Raw genomic sequence first — 17,111 nt, forward strand, 5'->3', positions numbered from 1 at the left:
CGGCTACGCCAGCGCTTCGTCCAACGCCTTCGTGATCCGCTTCAACGACACCGGATGCGCCGTCCCCAGTGTCTGTGCGAAGAAGCTCACCCGAAGCTCCTCGATCATCCACCGCACCTCCGCCAGTGCGGGCGACGACGTCCCCGGCGGCAACGTGGCCACCGCGTCCTCGTACTCCTTCGTGATCCACGCGACGTCCGCCATCCGCTGCAGGTCGCGTGTCTGCTCCAGCGGCAGCTTCTCCAGCCGCCGCTCGATGCCGCGCAGGTACCGGACCACGTTGGGCAGCCGGGCGGAGCCGGTCTCCGTCACGAAGCCCGCGTGCACCAAACCGTCCAGCTGACGGCGGATGTCCGCCAGCGATTCGGCCGGGCCGCGAGTGTCCGCGAGGCGAGTCTCCACGTCGATGGCCGCGCGCAGGATCCGCTCGACCTCCGTCAGCACTTCCAGCACCTTCGGGTTCAACCCAGCGCGCACCTTTTCCAGCAGCGCCGCGAAACCCGCCTCGTCCCAGACCGGGCCGCCCGCCGCGGCCATCAGTGCGTCGACCGCGCAGTCGACGCAGTCCTCCAGCAGGCCCGCGACGCTGCCGTGCGGGTTGCGGTTCAGCACGAGCTTCGAGGAGTTCGACAGCGACCGCGTAATGAACTTCATCGGCGAGTTCAGGTTCAGCCGCAGCATCCGCCGCGTGCCGGACCACATCGCGTGTTGCTGTTCGGCAGGCGTGTCCAGCAGCCGCACAGCCACCGACGCGCCCTCGTCCACCAGCGCCGGGTACGCCTTCACGTCGTGGCCGCGCCGGGTCGACGCGAACACCTTCGGCAGCTCGCCGAACGACGGCTGCACCAGGCCGGCCTTCTCGATGCTGTTGGCGGCCTTGGAAATCGTCTCCCGCACGCGCGGCGCGAGACGGCGCTTCAGCTCGTCCAGGTCCTTGCCCTCGGCCACCCGCTTGCCGCGCTCGTCCACCACGCGGAAGGTGATCCGGAGGTGGTCCGGCACCGTCGAAAGGTCCCACGCCGTGTGCGGGATGTCGATGCCGCGCATCGCGTGCAGTTCGTCGCCGAGGATGTCGAGCAGCGGACCGTCCGAAGGGGACATTCGCGTCAACGCGTCGGCAGCCGTGTCCGGAGCCGGGACGAAGTTGCGCCGCAACGCTTTCGGCAGCGATTTGATCAGCTGCGTCGCCAGTTCGCCGCGCAGACCGGGCACCTGCCAGTCGAAACCGTCCGGCGTCACCTGGTTCAGGACCGGCAGCGGGATGTGCACGGTCACGCCGTCGGCGTCTGCTCCGGGCTCGAACTGGTAGGTCAGCTTGAAAACGTGCGTGCCCTGCGTCCACGAGTCCGGGTAGTCCGATTCGCGGACCGCGCCCGCGACCTCGTTGATGAGCATGGACTTCTCGAACGACAGCAGGTCCGGCTCGTTCCGCCGCGCCTTCTTCCACCAGCTGTCGAAATGCCGCACGGACACGATGTCCTCGGGCACTCGCGCGTCGTAGAACTCGTACAGGGTCTGGTCGTCCACCAGGATGTCGCGCCGCCGGGCGCGGTTCTCCAGGTCCTCGACCTCGTCCAGCAGCGCCCGGTTCTCGGCGAAGAACCGGTGGTTCGTGTGCCAGTCGCCCTCGACCAGCGCGTGCCGGATGAACATCGCGCGCGAGATCTCCGGGTCGATCCGGCCGTAGTTCACCCGCCGGTCGGCCACGAGCGGCACGCCGTACAGCGTCACCTTCTCGGTCGCCATCACCGCGCCCTGTTTGCGCTCCCAGTGCGGCTCCGAATACGAACGCTTCACGACGTGCTGCGCGAGCGGTTCGACCCAGTCCGGCTCGATCCGCGCGTTGACCCGGCCCCACAGCCGCGACGTCTCCACCAGCTCCGCCGACATCACCCAGCGCGGCTGCTTCTTGAACAGCGCCGAACCCGGGAACACCGAGAACCGGGCCCCGCGCGCGCCGAGGTAGTCGCCCTTCGCCGGGTCTTTGAGCCCGATGTGCGACAGCAGCCCGGAAATCAGCGCCGTGTGCACGTGCTGCGGCTCGGCGGGGGTGGTGCTGAGCGTGATGCCGAGCGGTTTGGCGAGCTGGCGCAGCTGGCCGAAGATGTCCTGCCACTCGCGGATCCGCAGGTAGTTCAGGTACTCGGTGCGGCACATCCGGCGGAACTGGTTGCCGGTCAGCGTCTTCTGCTGTTCGCTGACGTACTCCCACAGCTTGAGGTAGGAGAGGAAGTCCGAGGTCGGATCGGCGAACCGGGCGTGCTGCGCGTCGGCGGCCTGCTGCTTCTCCGCGGGCCGTTCGCGCGGGTCCTGAATGGACAGTGCGGCGGCGATGATCATCACCTCGCGCACGCAGCCGTTCTGCGCGGCCTCCAGCACCATCCGGCCCATCCGCGGGTCCACCGGCAGCAGCGCGAGCTTGCGGCCGACCTCGGTGAGCTTCGAGGAATCGCCGGTCTCGAACGCGCCGAGCTCCTGCAGCAGCTGGACGCCGTCGGTGACCTGGCGGCGGTCCGGCGGTTCGACGAACGGGAACGCGTTCATGTCCCCGAGGCCGAGCGACGTCATCTGCAGGATGACCGAAGCGAGGTTCGTCCGCAGGATCTCCGGATCGGTGAACTCCGGCCGCGATTCGAAGTCCTCTTCGGAGTACAGCCGGATGCAGATGCCGTCCGAGGTACGCCCGCACCGGCCCTTGCGCTGGTTCGCCGACGCCTGCGAAACCGCCTCGATCGGCAGCCGCTGCACCTTCGTGCGGTGGCTGTAGCGCGAGATGCGCGCGGTGCCCGGGTCGATCACGTACTTGATCCCCGGCACGGTCAGCGACGTCTCGGCGACGTTCGTGGCCAGCACGATCCGCCGTCCGGTGTGCCGCTGGAACACGCGGTGCTGATCAGCCGCGGACAGGCGCGCGTACAGCGGCAGCACCTCGGTGTTCCGCAGCTCCAGCCGGTTCAGCACGTCCGCGGTGTCGCGGATCTCGCGTTCGCCGGAGAGGAACACGAGGATGTCGCCGGGACCTTCGCCGGACAGCTCCTGGACCGCCTCGGCGATCGCCTGCGTCTGGTCGCGGTCCGGATCGCCCTCGGGATCGTCCGGGTCCACGAGCGGCCGGTAGCGCACCTCGACCGGGTAGGTCCGGCCGGAGACCTCGACGATCGGCGCGTCGTCGAAATGCCGCGAGAACCGCTCCGGGTCGATCGTCGCCGAGGTGATGATCACCTTCAGGTCGGGACGGCGCGGCAGGAGCTGCTTGAGGTAGCCGAGGATGAAGTCGATGTTGAGGCTGCGCTCGTGCGCCTCGTCGATGATCAGCGTGTCGTACTGGCGCAGCATCCGGTCGGTCTGGATCTCGGCCAGCAGGATGCCGTCGGTCATCAGCTTGACCAGGGTGTCCTGGCCGGACTGGTCGGTGAACCGGACCTTGTAGCCGACGGTGTCGCCCAGTTCGGTCTTCAGCTCGCTGGCGATCCGGTCGGCGACCGTGCGCGCGGCCAGCCGGCGCGGCTGGGTGTGCCCGATCTGCCCGCGCACGCCGCGGCCCAGCTCGAGGCAGATCTTCGGCAGCTGCGTGGTCTTGCCCGACCCGGTCTCCCCCGCGACGATCACCACCTGGTGGTCGCGGATCGCGTCGCCGATCTCGTCCTTGAGCCTGCTGACCGGCAGCTCGGCGGGGTACTCGATCTTCGGCACGCTTTCGCGGCGCTGCTGCACGCGCAGCAGCGCCGTTTCGACGTCGGCGGCGATGCGCTCGGCCGTCTGCTGCTTGTCGCGAGACCGGCGCGCGCCGTCGAGACGACGGCGCAGCCGGTGCTCGTCGCGCAGCATCAATTCGGGCAGCTGGGCGCGCAGCTCTGCGAAGGGGGCTGGAGTGGACATACTTGGGCCAAGGATAGCCGTGCGTGACCGTCGTGGCTTCCGAATATGCCGCGAGCGACAGCCCGGCGTCCCCGGCTCACGGCACCGGGGCCGGCCGCGGCCGCACGAGCTTGGCCGGAAGCAGCCAGGTCAGCCGGTCCGAGCGGAGCACGGCGAGCGGGCCGATCACGGCCAGGAGCAGCACGTACCCGGCGACGAACGGGGCCACTCGCGAATCCAGCCCGGCCGCGGTCGCCATCGTCGCCAAGACGAGCGAGAACTCGCCCCGGGTGAGCACAGTCAGGCCGATGTTCACGCCCTCCTGCCGATCGAAGCCGTGCAGCCGGGCGGCGAACGCGCCGGCGGCGAGGTTCAGCACCAGCGTCAGCGCGACCGCGGCGAGCACCGGGAGGACGACCGTGCCGACCGCGCCCGGGTCGATCGACAGCCCGAAGATGAAGAAGAACAACGCCCCGAACGCGTCCCGCAGCGGCAGCACCAGCTTGTGCACCCGCGGCGCGACCTGGGAATTGCCGAGCATCATGCCGACCATGAACGCGCCGATCGCGTCGGACACGCCCACCTCCTCGGCCACCGCGGCGCCGAGCACGGCCACGCCGACGAAGCAGACGGTGAGCAGTTCGTCGTCCGCCGAACCGAAGAGCCGCGACACGAGCCGTCCGCCCCAGCGCGCCAGTGCGGCGAGCACGAGCAGGAAGCCGAACGCCTTGCCGAAGTCGGCGAGCGCCGCGCCGAAGCCGTCCGCACCGCTGAGCACCGGCTGTAACAGGGCCAGGTACAGCGCGAGGAACAGGTCTTCGAGCACGACGATGCCCATGATGAGGCGGGATTCCCGGTTGTTCATCCGCCGGGTTTCCAGGAGCAGTTTGGTGACGATGGCCGACGAGGAGATGCCGATCGCGCCGGCGATCACCAGCGCCTCGCGCGTGCCCCAGCCGAGCGCGAAGCCGAACGCGAGCCCGCCGCCGATGTTCAGCACGAGGTAGGCCACCCCCGCGCCGGCGAGTCTGGCGCCGCCGCGGGCGAGGTCGTCGAGCGAGAACTCCAGTCCCAGATAGAAGAGCAGGAACACGAGACCGAGCCCGGCCAGTACGCCGAACTCGGCCGGATCGTCCACAAGGGACAGTCCGGGGGTGTGCGGGCCGAAGACGAAACCGGCCAGCATGAACAGGGGAATCGTGGGCAGCCCGATCCGGGCGCCGACGCGGGCGAGGGCGCCGGCGGCGAGAAACGCGCCGCCGACGGCCAGCAAAGCATGACCGTTGCTCATGAAATCCTCTTGAGAGCCGGGTACAGGTGGGAAACGAGTACTCAGCAACCCGGAGGAGCGCGTGCCGCGGCGGCTGCGGGCGCGCGGTCCAGTTCGACCGGCGGCGCGGCGGAAAACGGGACGGTGCACCAATCCGGCCGGGCGAGGCGGATCTCGCCGGGGGCGTCGGCGAGCGGCAGCGGATGCGCGGCGACCAGATGCGGGCCCTGTTCCTGGACCAGGGCGGGTTCAGCGTCGTGCGAACGCGGGCCCGCCGGTCCTGGCCCGGGGACGGCTACGCCGAGCAGGAGCAGCGCGGCGAGCAGCAGGACGAGGATGGACCGGTGCCGCGGCGCGGGAGCGGCGGCAGCAGTCGTCATCTCAGGGCGAGTTTACCATGTCTTTAAGGTTTGCTGGGAGCTCCGCTTTGAGTCCACAATAGACAGATGACGGCCGGATCCCGTGGTCCCAGTCATTTTCCGGCCTGCTTCAGGCAACCTTCATCGTCCATAGTGGACCACTGACGTTCACATCCGTGAAAAATTTTCGTATCCCTTGCCTCGCCGCTTCACGCTCGGTTATCGTGGCGCTACGCCGCAGCAGTACCCGGAACCGGGTCATTCGCCGGTCCGGCCGCCTTGCCCACGTACCGCGGAAAGGGATTCCCCTCATGCGCAAGACGATGCGGCCCGCGCTGGCCGCCGGTCTCACGGCTGCCTCGGCCCTCGCTCTGGTCCTCAGCACTCCCGCTCTCTCGGCCGCCGCCGTGCCCGCCCCGCTCGCCGCTTCGGCGTCCTCGGTGCTCGGCTCGGGCGGCGACCTCGCGTCCCCGGAGAAAAAAGAGATCGCGATGCAGCTGGTGTCGAGCGCGGAAAACTCGTCGCTCGACTGGAAGAAGCAGTACTCCTACATCGAGGACATCGGCGACGGACGCGGGTACACCGCGGGCATCATCGGGTTCTGCTCCGGCACCGGCGACATGCTGGAACTCGTGCAGGCCTACACCAAGTCCGTGCCGGACAACCCGCTGGCGAAGTTCCTGCCCGCGCTGGAAAAGGTCAACGGCTCCGATTCGCACGAGGGTCTCGGCTCGGCCTTCGAAAGCGCGTGGAAGCAGGCCGCGGGCACCGAGGAATTCCAGGCCGCGCAGAACAGCGAACGCGACCGCGTGTACTTCGACCCGGCGGTGAACCAAGGCAAGTCCGACGGTCTCGGCGCGCTCGGCCAGTTCATCTACTACGACGCCATCGTGATGCACGGCCCCGGCACGAGCACCGACAGCTTCGGCGGCATCCGCGACGCCGCGCTGTCGCAGGCGAAGCCGCCGTCCCAGGGCGGCGACGAAACCGCCTACCTCAAGGCGTTCCTCGACGCGCGCAAGGTGGTCATGAAGAAGGAGGAAGCGCATGCGGACACCTCCCGCGTCGACACCGAGCAGCTGGTGTTCCTCAACGACGGCAACCTCGATCTGCACACGCCGCTGAAGTGGAAGGTCTACGGCGACCCGTACGAGATCAACTGAGCCCGCAGCAGGTTCTCGCGGTCACCGCGCACTCCGCCTCCGCGTGGGACCGCGACGGCGACCGCTGGGTACGGGAGCTCGGCCCGTACCCAGCGGACGTCGGCGCGCAAGGAATCGGCGTTGCGCGCGAAGGCCGGTTCGGCGTTCTTCCTGCACGTGTCCACCGGCGGACCGACCGCAGGCTGCGTCGCTCTCGCACAAGACGACCTGATCGCGGTGCTGCGCTGGCTCGATCCGGAGCGGAACCCGGTCATCGCAGTAACTGATCGGCGGTCCGCGTGTTGACGACCCGGTCCGGTCCGATGCCCGCCTTTTCCGCGCGCTCGCAGCCGTAAGCCTGCCAGTCGAGCTGGCCGGGCGCGTGCGCGTCGCTGTCGATCGCGAACTCGCAGCCCAGCTCGACGGCCTGGCGCAGCAAGCCCATCGGCGGGTCGAGCCGGTCCGGCCGCGAGTTGATCTCCACCGCCACGCCGTTCTCCCGGCACGCGGTGAACACCTTCTCCGAGTTGAACTGCGACTCCGGCCTGCTGCGTCCGCCGACCAGCCGTCCGGTGCAGTGCCCCAGCACGCGGACGTGCGGGTTCTCGACGGCGGCCAGCATCCGCGGCGTCATCTCCCGCGCGGGCATCCGCAGTTTCGAGTGCACGCTCGCCACCACGAAGTCGAGCCGGTCCAGCAGCTTCTCGGTCTGGTCGAGCGCGCCGTCGTCGAGGATGTCGACCTCGATGCCGTGCAGCAGGCGAAACGGTGCCAGCTGCTCGTTCACTCGCGCGACCTCGTCCATCTGCGCCCGCAGCCGCTCCGGAGACAGCCCGCGTGCGACGGTCAGCCGCGGCGAATGGTCGGTGAGCACGATCCACTCGTGCCCCAGGTCGCGTGCCGTCTCGGCCATCTCGAGGATCGGGCTGCCGCCGTCGGACCAGTCGGAGTGCGTGTGACAGTCGCCGCGAAGCGCCGTACGCAACGCACCTCCGTCCGGCAGCTTGCTTTCGGGCAGCTTCGCCGCGTACGCGGGCGTACGGTCGTGCCACGCGTCCTCGATGACGCCGGCAGTGGCTTTGCCGATCCCCTTCAACGCCTGAAGCGTCTTCGCGCCGACGCGCGACGCCAGCTCCTCTTCGGAGAGCCTGTCGACCACAGCGGCGGCCTGACGGAACGCGCGCACGCGGTAAGTCGGTTCACCGGCGCGCTCGAGCTGGAAGGCGATGTCGCGCAGCGCGCGGGCCGGGTCCATGCCTCCTGTTTTACCCGCTCAGCCGCGGCGAGGCAGCTCGTGCAGCTCGACGTCGCCGAGACGGCCGTTCTTGATCTCCGCAGTCTGGTAGGTGCAGAACGGCTGCCGCCGCCGGTCGGTGGGCGAGCCGGGGTTGAGCAGCCGCAGCCCGCCGGGCGTCACCGTGTCCCACGGGATGTGGCTGTGTCCGAAGATCAGCACGTCGACGTCCGGATACAACGCGTCGCAGCGAGCCGCCCGGCCCTTCGCGTCGCCGGTTTCGTGGACGACCGCCACCCGGACGCCCTCCAGCGTCTCCCTGGCCACTTCGGGCAGACGTTTCCGCAGTTCAGGACCGTCGTTGTTGCCGTACACGCCGATCAGCCGCGTGCTGCGGGCTTCAAGAGCGTCGAGGGTGTCCACGTCGACCCAGTCGCCCGCGTGCACCACGACGTCGGCCTTCGCGACCTCGTCCCAGACCTGCGCGGGCAGTTCCTTCGCCCGCTTCGGCAGGTGGGTGTCCGCGACGAGCAGCAACCGCACGCCGTCACTCCTCCCCGATCGCCTCGAGCACGTGGTCGAGGAACGCCGCGATGTGCACGCGCAGCAGCTCGGCCGCGCCGTCCTCGTCGCCCTTCCGCGCGGCGGCGAGCACCGCCTTGTGCTCGTTCCATTCCTTGCGCCAGCTGGGATTCGCGTCCCAGCCGACCACGGTGATCAGCGCGGCGCGGTCGCGCAGGTCGTCCAGCATCGACACCATCAGCGGGTTGCCGCAGCCGGCGTACAACGCACGGTGGAACCGCCGGTTGAGCAGGCTCAACGTGGTCTGGTCGGCATCCGCGGCCGACGCCTCCTTGAGAATCTGCGCGGCCTCGTCGAACGACTCCCGGTCCGCCGCCCGCACCGCGCGGCGCAGCGCTTCCGGTTCCAGCACCATCCGCACGTCGTAGACCGACCGCGCCAGCTCCCCGTCGACCACGCACACCGACGCGCCCTTGTACGGGCTGAACGTGACCAGCCCGGTGTTGGACAGCACCTTGAGCGCCTCGCGCACCGGCGTCTTCGAGACCCCGAGCCGCGCGGCCAGCTCCGCCTCCACCAGCTGCTGACCGGGCACCAGCTCGCGGGCGAGAATGCCGCGCCGGATCTCCTCCAGCACCACCTCGGTGCGGGAGGCGGGGAGGCTGAACGTGGACGGCATGCCGACCCTCCTGGCTTTCGCGCTCGTCCCCGCACATTCAACCAGGCGGGCGTCTCCGAACGTCGACACGTACGATCATATATCAGATGCCATCCGTCGACCGAGAGGACGCGCAGCAATGAAGGCACCCGAGGACCTGCGCAGCCACCGCTGGTTCGGCGGCGACGACCTGCGGAACTTCAGCCACCGCACCCGCGCCCGGCAGCTCGGCTACGAGCCGGAAGAACACCTCGGGAAGCCGGTGATCGGCATCCTCAACACCTGGAGCGACATCAACCCGTGCCACCAGCACCTGCGCGAACGCGCGGAGCAGGTCAAGCGCGGCGTGTGGCAGGCGGGCGGATTCCCGCTGGAGTTCCCGGTGGCGACGCTGTCGGAGACGTATCAGAAGCCGACGCCGATGCTGTACCGGAATCTGCTGGCGATGGAGACCGAGGAACTGCTGCGGTCGTATCCGGTCGACGGCGCGGTGCTGATGGGCGGCTGCGACAAGACCACCCCGGCGCTGCTGATGGGCGCGGCGAGCGCCGGGCTGCCGTCGATTTTCGTGCCCGCGGGCCCGATGCTGCGCGGAAACTGGCGCGGCGAGGTGCTCGGCAGCGGCACCGACATGTGGAAGTACTGGGACGAACGGCGCGCGGGCACGATCGGCGACCGCGAACTGGCCGAACTCGAACGCGGCCTCGCCCGCTCCCCCGGCCACTGCATGACGATGGGGACCGCGTCGACCATGACGTCCGCCGCCGAGGTGCTCGGGCTGACGCTGCCCGGCGCGGCCTCGATCCCGGCGGTCGATTCCGCGCACCACCGGATGGCCGCGGCGAGCGGCGCGCGCATCGTGGGCATGGTGTGGGAGGACCTCACGATCGCGAAGATCGTCGACGAGCGCGCGTACGCCGACGCGATCACGACCGTGCTGGCGCTCGGCGGGTCGACCAACGCGGTGATCCATCTGATCGCGATGGCCGGCCGCAGCGGGATTTCCTTGTCGCTGCAGGATTTCGACGCGATCGCCCGCCGCGTGCCGGTGCTGGCGAACATCCGGCCCGGCGGCGACTGGCTGATGGAAGACTTCTACTACGCAGGCGGCCTGCCCGGGCTGCTGTCCCGCTTGACCGACCTGCTGCACCTCGACCGGGTCACCGTCACCGGACGTCCGCTCGCCGACTCGCTCGCCGACGCCCGCGTGCACAACGACGACGTGATCCGCCCGCGCGACAACCCCGTCGCCAGCGAGGGCGGCGTGGCCGTGCTGCGCGGCAACCTCGCGCCCGGCGGCGCGGTGATCAAGCACATCGCCGCCGACCCCGCTCTGCTCACCCACACCGGTCCAGCAGTGGTTTTCGACAACTACCAGGACTTGAAGAAGCGCATCGACGACCCGGCGCTGGGCATCACCGCCGATTCCGTATTGGTGCTGCGCGGATCCGGGCCGCTCGGCGGTCCGGGCATGCCCGAGTACGGCATGCTGCCGATCCCGGCGCACCTGCTGGAACAAGGCGTGCGGGACATGGTGCGGATCTCCGACGCCCGGATGAGCGGCACCAGTTACGGCGCGTGCGTGCTGCACGTGGCACCGGAATCGCACGTCGGCGGGCCGCTCGCGCTGGTCAGCGACGGCGACCTGATCACCCTGGACGTGCCCGCGCGGACGTTGCGGCTGGAGGTCGACGAGGCCGAACTGGAACGTCGTCTCGCCTCGTGGGCCGCCCCTGCGCCGCGGTTCGAGCGGGGTTACGGTGCGCTGTACGCGGAGCACATCACGCAGGCCGACGAGGGCTGCGACTTCGACTTCCTCGCCCGCGCCGGCGCCAATCCGGAACCGGACGCTGGGTGACCGGTTTGTTCCGCTGGGGGCAGTAGTCCGGCATGTCCGGCTCGGCCCGTACGCTGTGCCCCTGACCGCAGCGAATCGAAGGGGTCGTGAGGTGCAGTACGAACCGCGCTGGCCGGAAACCGACAGCGACCAGACCGAGGTCCTGCCGGTCGTACCACCGGAGGAACCTCCGTCCCCGCCGCGAAGGCGCGGCCTGCGCAAAGCCGGCTGGATCAGCGGCGGCGTGCTCGGCGTCCTGGTCGTCGCGTACCTCATCGACCTGCTGACCAGCCAGGGCCGGGTGCCGCGCGGCGTCGTCGTGGCCGGCGTGGACGTCGGCGGGCTGGAGCGGCCGGTCGCCGAACGCGAGCTGCGCGGGAAGATCGAGCCGCGGCTCACCCAGCCGCTCACGGTCACTGCGGGCAACGCGCACACCAAGCTGTCGCCGACCGAGGCAGGGCTGGGGCTCGACTGGAGCGGCACCCTCGACCAGGCGGGCGACCAGCCGATCAACCCCTTCACCCGGCTGGCGTCGTTCTTCAGCACGCGGGAACTGGGCGTCGTGTCGCACGTCGAGGCAGCGAAGCTCGACCCGGCGCTCGAGGACCTGCGCGGCCGTGTCGACCGGGCGCCCGCCGAGGGCACGATCCGGTTCGACGGCACCACTCCGGTCGCAGTCCCGCCGCAGGTCGGGCAGAAGCTGGACGTCGCGGCGGCGCGGGCGAAGGTGCTGAGCGGCTGGGCTTCGGGCAGCGAACTGACCCTTCCGGTCACGCCGACGCCGGTGCGCACCACCGCCGAGGGCGTTCAGCGCGCGCTCACCGAATTCGCCAAGCCCGCGGTGTCCGCGCCGGTCGTCGTCAAGGGCGAAGGCGCGGACGCGACGCTGACGCCGGAGCAGATCGCCGGCGCGCTCACGTTCGTGCCCGGCGACGGCGGCGGCCTCGCCCCGCAGATCGACCCGAAGAAGGTCACCGACGCGCTCGCGCCGCAGCTGAAGTCCACCGAGCAGGAGGGCAAGGACGCGGCCATCGCGTTCTCCGGCGGGAAACCCGTCGTCGAGCCGTCCGCGGACGGCAACACGGTCGACTGGGAACAGAGCCTCAAGCCGCTGCCGAACACGCTGAAGCAGACCGACAGCCGCGAGCTGAAGGCGATCTACAAGAAGACGCCCGCGAAGGTGACCACCGAGCAGGCGGACAAGCTGGGCGTCAAGGAAGTCATCGGCGAGTTCACCACCGGCGGGTTCGCCGCCGACTCCGGCACGAACATCCGGGTGGTCGCCGAGAAGGTGAACGGCGCGATCGTCAAGCCGGGAGAAACGTTCAGCCTCAACGGATTCACCGGTCCGCGCGGGCGTCCGCAGGGCTACGTCGAAGCCGGCGTGATCGAGAACGGCGCGCCCGCCCGCGAGGTCGGCGGCGGCATTTCGCAGTTCGCCACCACGCTGTACAACGCGGCGTACTTCTCCGGGATGAAGGACGCCGGGCACAAGGAACACAGCTACTACATCAGCCGCTACCCGGCCGCGCGCGAGGCGACGGTGTTCCAGAACCCCAACGGCGCCAGCGTGATCGACCTGAAGTTCACCAACGACTCGGACACCGGCGTCGCGATCCAGACCGTCTGGACGCCGTCGTCGATCACCGTGAAACTGTGGGGCACCAAGCGGTACACGGTCGAATCGGTCCCCGGCGAGCGCACGAATCCGACGCCGCCGCCGACGAAACCGGGTCCGGCGGAGAACTGCCACGCGTCCAACGGCGCGCCCGGTTTCACCGCGAGCGACACCCGGATCCTGCGCGACGCGTCGTCGGGCCGGGAAGTTTCGCGGCACACGCGGTCGGTCCGCTACAACCCGCAGCCGAAGATCACCTGCGGGGAGTAGCGAGTCGCTGCATCGTGGCGGCTACCGCGAGGTCGACGGCGAAAGCGAACTCCGCTTCGTGATCGCACCGCGCCAGATGCGGCGCGGATTCGACCACGGCGGGGAGCTCGGTCTGCTCCAATTCGGCGCGGCGGTGGGCGATCCCGGCTTCGTCGGTGACGCCGAACGCCGGTCCCGCGCCCGCCTCGCGCAGAAGCGAGCCGACGACGACGGCCAGAAGCGAGCGCAGCAGGTGCACCGCCTCTTCCGGTGACGCGCCTGCCTTGCGCAGCACCGAAAGCACCGCCTCGACCGGAGCGAGCGCGGCGATCGACGGCAACTGTCTGGTTAGGACAAGCGCGGCGGCCTGCGGGTGCGCTCGGGTTGCTTTTCGGAACGACTGGGCGATGGCGCGGAGATCCGCTTCGGGCTGCCCGGTGAGCTCCGGGAGATCGATCCCGCCCAGTACGTGTCCGGCGACGGCGTCGAGCAAGGCCTCTTTGCCGTCGATGTGGTGGTAGAGGCTCTTCGCGTCCACGCCGAGACGCTGCGCGACTGTCCGCATGCTCACCGCTGCCGCCCCGTCGGCGTCGACCACTTCCAGCGCGGCCGTCAGGATCGCCTCCCGCGACAGCCTGGCGTCTCCCTTGCGCGGGCGTCCCCGGCGCGTCGTGGTGTTCACGGCTCCATCATGGCGCACTTGCGCTAAACCCACAGTGTGGATTAAATTGCGGCTTCGCTCCCCTGGCTTGGAGGAACCCGTGGACCCGTTGGCCATCCCCGCGCCCGAAGTGCTGCGTGCCCGGCAAAAGCTCGTCCTCGACCACTTCCACGACGAGGTGCGCCAGGACTGGGACGACGTGCTGGCGACGTTCCCGCATCCGCACTACGAGATCGTGCCGACGATGACCGTGCACGACGGCGATTCCGCCGTGCGCGGCTACTACGACGAAACGCGCCGCGCTTTTCCCGACCAAGACCACGAAATCATCGCTCTGCGGCACAGCGCGGATGCGGTAATCGTCGAATTCTGGCTTCTCGGCACGCATCGCGGGCCGCTCGGGAAGATCCCGCCCACCGGGCAGCGGTTCCGGGTCCGGATGACCGCGTACTTCCTCTTCGACGCGGACGAACAGCTGGTGTGCGAACGCATTTACTTCGACACGCTCACCATGCTCCGGCAGCTGCTGCGCGCGTACGACGTCCGGAAGCCCACCTCGTGGCCCAAGCTCGTGCGCGCGGTGCGCGGGCTGCTTGCGATGTCCGGGACCCCGGATCCTCGGCTTTCCGAGACCACTCCGCCCGCTTTTTGTCGGTGACCCCGCGTACAGTCGTGCGCACACCACGGGAAGGGGGAACCGGTGTCCGACGACGCGGCCATGGGGCTTTACGGACTCACCAAACGGTTCGGGACCACGCTGGCAGTAGACGATGTGCGGCTTGAAGTGCCGCGGGGGTCGTTCTTCGGCCTCGTAGGCCCCAACGGAGCCGGGAAAACGACGTCGCTGTCGATGGCGGTCGGCTTGCTTCGGCCGGACGCCGGCGAAGCGCGCGTGTTCGGCGTGGACGTGTGGCGGGAACCGGAACGGGCGAAAAGCCTGATCGGCGTTCTTCCGGACGGATTGTCCATTCCGGAACGCCTCACCGGACGGGAACTGCTCACGTACATGGGCCTGCTACGCGGGCTCGCCCCGGACACGGTCGCCGAACGCGCCCAGGAACTGCTCGGCGTGCTGGAACTGACGGACGCCGAGCGCACCCTCGTCATCGACTATTCCGCGGGTATGCGCAAGAAGATCGGCCTCGCAACGGCGCTACTGCACGGCCCGCGGCTGCTGGTGCTGGACGAGCCGTTCGAGGCGGTCGACCCGGTTTCCGCGTCGACGATCCGCACGATCCTGCAACGATTCGTCGCCTCCGGCGGCGCGGTAGTGCTGTCGAGCCACGTGATGGCGTTGGTGGAACAGCTGTGCAGCCACGTCGCGGTGATCACGCGCGGACGCGTCGTCGCCGCGGGCGCGGTGGCTGACGTGCGGGGCGAAGGCACGCTGGAAGACGCGTTCGTGCACATCGTCGGCGGCCGAACGGGCGGAACGGAGGGGCTGGCGTGGTTGGCGTCCTCGACCGACTGAAACTGCGGCACCGGCGCAACTCCCTCCGCGGACGACTCGCCGGAACCATCGTCGGCGCGCGGACCATCGGAACGGGGGCGCCAGCATGATCGGCATCCTCATCCGACTAAAGCTCCGAGTCCTGCGCAACTCCCTCCGCGGCCGACAGATCGCCGGAATGATCGTCGGCGGCCTCTTCGGTCTGCTGGCGGCCCTGTTCACGATCGGCATCGCGGTGTTCCCGGCTCCGGAAGCGCGGATAACCGTCGACTTGCTCACCTCGATCTACGCGGTCTGGATGGCAGGCTGGGTCCTCGCCCCGATCGCGACCGGCGGCGGCGACGACACCCTGCGGCCGGAACACTTCGCGCTGCTGCCGATCGGTCGCCGCAAGCTGGCGGTCGGCCTGCTCGCGGCGAGCTTCGTGGGCGTCACCGCGGTGGTGAGCCTTCTGGCGTTCCTCGGCTTGGTGTTCTACGGCCTGCGGTTCGGCGCCGGCGCCGCGCTCGTCGGTCTCGTGTTCACCGTGCTGCAGCTGGCGTTCGTGGTGCTGCTGTACCGCGTGGTGATGGCCGCGCTGGGCACGCTGCTGACGTCGCGCAAGGGCAAGGAACTCGGCATCATCCTGGTGGCGCTCACCGGGTTGTCCGGCGTCGCGGTCAACTATGTGATGCGAAGCGTCGGCCCGGCGATCGTCACCGGTCAGATGCCCGGCTTCGTCAGCGTCATGCACGCCCTCCCGTCCGGTTGGGGCACGCTCGCAGTACACGCGGCCGGAGTCGGGAATTGGGGCACAGTCGGCGGCCTCTTCGCCGCACTGCTCGGCGTCGTAGCGGTTCTGGTCGTGCTCTGGGGCGCGCTGCTGGCCCGCCAGGTCACCACGCCGTCGTTCCGCGGAGCCTCCCGCACCCGCGCGAAGAGCACCCGCACGCGACGCAGCCTGCTGCCCGCGACCCCGGTCGGCGCCGTGGCCCGCAAGGAACTGCGCACCTGGTGGCGAGACGCCCGCCGCCGCGTCGCCCTCCTGTCGACGCTGCTGATCGGCTTCGTCATCACCGTCGTCCCAGCCCTCTCCGGCGGGGGCGGCCAATCGGCGATGCTGCCGTATTTCGGTGTCGCAGTAGTCCTTTTCGCCTCGATGCAGTCCGGCAACCTGTACGGAATGGACGGCAGCGCCCTGTGGCACACACTGGTCGTCCCCGGCGCCGAACGAGCCGACATCCGCGGCCGCCAACTGGCGTGGGTCCTGATCGTCGCCCCCGTGGCTTTGGTGCTGGCCCTGGTCCTGCCCGGCGTCACCGGCGTACCGGGCGCGTACCCGTGGGTCCTAGGCCTGGTCCCCGCGACGTTGGGTGCCGGAGCCGGAGTCCTGATGCTGCAATCGGTCTTCCTGGCCTTCCCCTTGCCAGATCAACGCCGAAGCGGCAGCCCATGGTCCTCCGGCGGACGCCCAGGGTGCGCCCGAGCCGCCCTGATGCTGGCGACCACACTGCTCATCGTGCTCGGCGCACTGCCGGTAGTGGCACTGGGCGTGGCCGGAAAGCTGGCCGACCTGCCGGTGCTGCAGTGGCTCGGCATCCCAGCCGGAATCGCGACCGGCATCGCGCTGGCATGGTGGTGGGGTTCGCTCGCCCAGCAACGACTGGTGACGCGGGGTCCGGAGCTACTGGCGACCGTCTCCAAGGAACGGTGAGAAATTCTTCTTGCCGAGGTGTCTCATGGCGTCGCGCGCGTTGATAACCAAGGCAAGAGACCCCGCCAGGGGAGTTCGCCGTGAAGCAGTACCTGCTGGCCGACCGGGGAGACGAACCGCGCTGGAGACCGGCGAGGAACTGACCGCCCAGATGGCTTGCACCGACCCAGGCACCGACGACATAAACCTTCGGTGCCTGGGTGTTGGTCGGCGGTTTGCGCCCTTCGCATCCCGCCACCGTCGTCCGCCCCGCGAACGGCGCGGTCATGATGACCGACGGCCCGTTCGCCGAAACGCGGGAGCAACTGGGCCGTCGCACCGCAGCCTCGTCAGCTCACCAACCGCTCCCACGCAGCCACACCTTCACCTGCCACTACCCTCACCAATCGCGCCCTCCGAGCACACCTGCGCCAGCCCACCAACTTTCACCAACCGTGCCCTCCCAGCGCGCCTTCGCCACCCACCAACCGCTCCCACCCGGCACACCTTCGCCTGCCCACTAATCCTGACCACCGCGCCCTCCCAGCACACCTTCACCAGCCCCACCAACCCTCACCAAA

Annotated in this window: 14 protein-coding genes; 7 read left to right on the forward strand and 7 right to left on the reverse strand. The window is 69.5% G+C overall.

Features of this window, described 5'->3' with window-relative positions:
• Positions 1-3: 3 nt before the first annotated feature.
• The 3 genes from hrpA to PUT80_RS30405 all read right to left on the reverse strand — a co-directional run bounded on the left by hrpA (position 4) and on the right by PUT80_RS30405 (position 5,508).
• Entirely contained in the window at positions 4-3,879 is a 3,876-nt protein-coding gene (hrpA, locus tag PUT80_RS30395) for an ATP-dependent RNA helicase HrpA (protein ID WP_275294244.1), read from the reverse strand.
• 76 nt (positions 3,880-3,955) lie between these two features.
• The gene (locus PUT80_RS30400) at positions 3,956-5,149 is read right to left on the reverse strand and encodes a cation:proton antiporter (RefSeq protein WP_275294245.1); all 1,194 of its coding nucleotides are present in this window, start codon (positions 5,147-5,149) and stop codon (positions 3,956-3,958) included.
• 41 nt (positions 5,150-5,190) lie between these two features.
• On the reverse strand, positions 5,191-5,508 hold the full coding sequence (locus PUT80_RS30405; protein ID WP_275294246.1) for a hypothetical protein: 318 nt from the start codon (positions 5,506-5,508) through the stop codon (positions 5,191-5,193).
• Positions 5,509-5,798: 290 nt separating this feature from the next.
• On the opposite strand from PUT80_RS30405, the gene PUT80_RS30410 reads away from it, so the two are divergent.
• Both PUT80_RS30410 and PUT80_RS30415 read left to right on the forward strand, forming a co-directional pair.
• Positions 5,799-6,650 (forward strand): chitosanase, encoded by an 852-nt coding sequence (locus tag PUT80_RS30410; protein WP_043838950.1) that lies wholly within the window; start codon positions 5,799-5,801, stop codon positions 6,648-6,650.
• A 120-nt stretch (positions 6,651-6,770) separates the two neighbouring features.
• Positions 6,771-6,935, forward strand: coding sequence for a hypothetical protein (locus tag PUT80_RS30415; protein WP_275294247.1), 165 nt, complete (start codon positions 6,771-6,773; stop codon positions 6,933-6,935).
• Here the strand turns inward: PUT80_RS30415 and PUT80_RS30420 are convergent.
• The 3 genes from PUT80_RS30420 to PUT80_RS30430 are packed head-to-tail and all read right to left on the reverse strand — an operon-like array spanning position 6,901 to position 9,064.
• Positions 6,901-7,884 carry a PHP domain-containing protein gene (locus PUT80_RS30420; RefSeq protein WP_238604936.1) on the reverse strand — a complete coding sequence of 328 codons (984 nt, stop codon included), beginning with the start codon at positions 7,882-7,884 and terminating at the stop codon, positions 6,901-6,903. The two genes, PUT80_RS30415 and PUT80_RS30420, sit on opposite strands and share 35 nt — an antisense overlap.
• 18 nt (positions 7,885-7,902) lie before the next feature.
• The gene (locus PUT80_RS30425) at positions 7,903-8,406 is read right to left on the reverse strand and encodes a metallophosphoesterase (protein ID WP_037817497.1); all 504 of its coding nucleotides are present in this window, start codon (positions 8,404-8,406) and stop codon (positions 7,903-7,905) included.
• Between the two features lie 4 nt (positions 8,407-8,410).
• Entirely contained in the window at positions 8,411-9,064 is a 654-nt protein-coding gene (locus tag PUT80_RS30430) for a GntR family transcriptional regulator (protein ID WP_043838955.1), read from the reverse strand.
• A gap of 118 nt (positions 9,065-9,182) precedes the next feature.
• Between PUT80_RS30430 and araD the strand changes: the two genes are divergently transcribed.
• Together araD and PUT80_RS30440 are read left to right on the forward strand one after the other, a co-directional pair.
• Positions 9,183-10,901, forward strand: a complete 1,719-nt coding sequence (gene araD, locus PUT80_RS30435) for an L-arabinonate dehydratase (RefSeq protein WP_275294248.1) — start codon at positions 9,183-9,185, stop codon at positions 10,899-10,901.
• 91 nt (positions 10,902-10,992) lie between these two features.
• The gene (locus PUT80_RS30440; protein WP_275294249.1) at positions 10,993-12,768 is read left to right on the forward strand and encodes a VanW family protein; all 1,776 of its coding nucleotides are present in this window, start codon (positions 10,993-10,995) and stop codon (positions 12,766-12,768) included.
• Here the strand turns inward: PUT80_RS30440 and PUT80_RS30445 are convergent.
• Positions 12,752-13,429 (reverse strand): TetR/AcrR family transcriptional regulator C-terminal domain-containing protein, encoded by a 678-nt coding sequence (locus tag PUT80_RS30445; protein WP_134730505.1) that lies wholly within the window; start codon positions 13,427-13,429, stop codon positions 12,752-12,754. The genes PUT80_RS30440 and PUT80_RS30445 overlap by 17 nt on opposite strands.
• Positions 13,430-13,508: 79 nt before the next feature.
• Here PUT80_RS30445 and PUT80_RS30450 point away from each other — a divergent pair, with 79 nt between their 5' ends.
• The 3 genes from PUT80_RS30450 (at position 13,509) to PUT80_RS30460 (ending at position 16,551) form a co-directional block, all read left to right on the forward strand.
• Positions 13,509-14,066 carry an ester cyclase gene (locus tag PUT80_RS30450; protein ID WP_275294250.1) on the forward strand — a complete coding sequence of 186 codons (558 nt, stop codon included), beginning with the start codon at positions 13,509-13,511 and terminating at the stop codon, positions 14,064-14,066.
• A 42-nt stretch (positions 14,067-14,108) separates the two neighbouring features.
• Complete coding sequence (locus PUT80_RS30455) at positions 14,109-14,879, forward strand: ABC transporter ATP-binding protein (RefSeq protein ID WP_134662523.1); 771 nt, start codon at positions 14,109-14,111, stop codon at positions 14,877-14,879.
• A gap of 85 nt (positions 14,880-14,964) precedes the next feature.
• Positions 14,965-16,551 carry a hypothetical protein gene (locus PUT80_RS30460; protein ID WP_238604933.1) on the forward strand — a complete coding sequence of 529 codons (1,587 nt, stop codon included), beginning with the start codon at positions 14,965-14,967 and terminating at the stop codon, positions 16,549-16,551.
• Positions 16,552-17,111 lie beyond the last annotated feature (560 nt).

Origin of the sequence: Amycolatopsis sp. La24 (assembly GCF_029087445.1) — a bacterium.
GTDB classification, from domain to species: domain Bacteria; phylum Actinomycetota; class Actinomycetes; order Mycobacteriales; family Pseudonocardiaceae; genus Amycolatopsis; species Amycolatopsis nivea.